Source organism: Priestia sp. P5_B4, assembly GCF_056400385.1.
In genome coordinates this window covers 1-1,656 of sequence record NZ_JBFULJ010000842.1, presented here as the reverse complement: position 1 = coordinate 1,656, position 1,656 = coordinate 1, and the positions used below count along the sequence as shown (strand labels likewise).

Below are 1,656 nucleotides of genomic sequence, written 5' to 3'. Positions count from 1 at the left end.
AGCTAGATATGAAGTAAGTATGATTGTGGGACGAGATACAGATCGTTTGTCAGAAGGAGAAATTGCCAGAGCCACGGTAGAGACCGTGGCTGAAAATACAAGTGATGGTATTACAGCTCCGCTTTTTTATGCATTTATAGGAGGAGGAGCCCTAGCCTTTTTTTACCGAGCTATTAACACATGTGATTCGATGGTTGGGTACAAAAATGACCGCTACTTTCTGTTCGGCTACTTTAGTGCAAAAACGGATGACGTATTAAACTATATTCCAAGTCGGTTAACTGCAGTGGTGATGACGGCTGTTAATGTAGCAAAAAGCCAGTATTCTCTTGGGCATGTAACGAGTTTGATTAAGCGTGATGCTAAGAAGCATCCCAGCCCAAATAGCGGATACGGGGAAAGCGCAGTGGCTGCTCTGTTAGGTATTCAACTCGGCGGGCTTAATACATATAAAGGCATAGAATCTAATCGTGCAAAAATGGGTGAACCACTCATTCCTCTGCAAGCCGGTCATATTGAACAAGCTGTTTTCATTATGAAAAGGACGGTCTATGCTACGTGGTTATTATATCTTTTGTTAGGAGGAGTTATTAGTGCTATTACCTACACATGGAGCTAATCCTAATGTCTTTTTAAAAGCAATAGGGGCCGAGAATTTGTCGCATATAAAAGACTTTAGCGTGAATACAAATCCTTTAGGGGCTCCCCTTGTGCTTCACGAAAAGTGGAACGAATTCAAGGGTGCAGCGTTTAGTTATCCTGACCCTCAAGTAACGGAGCTGAAAAATAAACTTGCAGCTCATCATCATGTTTCAGCTGCTCAAGTGCTGCCTACAAATGGCGCCGCTGAAGCGTTTTTCCTTATTGCTTCGGTATTTTCAGGAGAGAAAGCAGGGATTGTACAGCCGACTTTCGTTGAATATGAACAGGCAAGTAAAGCTTATGGATGTGAAGTGACATACGTTCCTTTATCTGAAGAAAATGGCTGGAGCTGGGATATAGAGTTGATTATGAGCATTCTTCCGGACATAAAAGTACTGTGGATTTGTCATCCAAATAATCCAACGGGCGTTATGTATAGTCATGAGGAATGGATGAAAGTAGTAAAAGCTGCTGCTCATCATGGTACATACTTAATGATTGATGAGGCATTTATTGATTTTGTCGAACATCAGCCTTCATTTGATTCTCTTATTCTGGATTATGAGCATATCATTGTTGTGCGTTCCATGACAAAGATGTTTAATATTGCCGGGCTTCGTCTTGGCTATATTTTGGCAAATGAAAAAATCATTAGCAAGATGGCTAAAAAGCAGCCTCCTTGGAGTGTAAATGGCTTGTCGCAGCAAATAGGTATGATATGTGTGGATGAAAAAGATTTTGTAAAAGAAACCGTATATTATATTAAACAAGAACGGGAACGAATCTTGAGTCAACTAAAGGAATGGGGGCTTTTGGTTTCTCCTTCTCAAACAAACTATTATCTTTGCAGCGTTCCGTCTTCTATTAAAACGCGCGAATGGCTTGTCTATTTAGCAAGCCATGGCGTGGTAGCTCGTCATACTGAAAACTTTCCATTTTTAAATGGACGCTATATCCGTTTGGCTGTGAAAACGAAAGAAGAAAATGACTATTTACTTAACGTAATCAAACAAG

At 40.5% G+C, this 1,656-nt stretch carries 2 protein-coding genes; both read left to right on the top strand.

Annotated elements, in window-relative coordinates; translation table 11 throughout:
• A partial coding sequence (cbiB, locus tag AC1DRF_RS26575; protein WP_477742139.1) for an adenosylcobinamide-phosphate synthase CbiB occupies positions 1 to 619 on the top strand: 619 nt, incomplete at its 5' end.
• Positions 594 to 1,656: threonine-phosphate decarboxylase CobD (gene cobD / locus AC1DRF_RS26570; RefSeq protein ID WP_477742138.1), on the top strand; the 1,063-nt coding region annotated here is incomplete at its 3' end. The genes cbiB and cobD, both read left to right, overlap by 26 nt.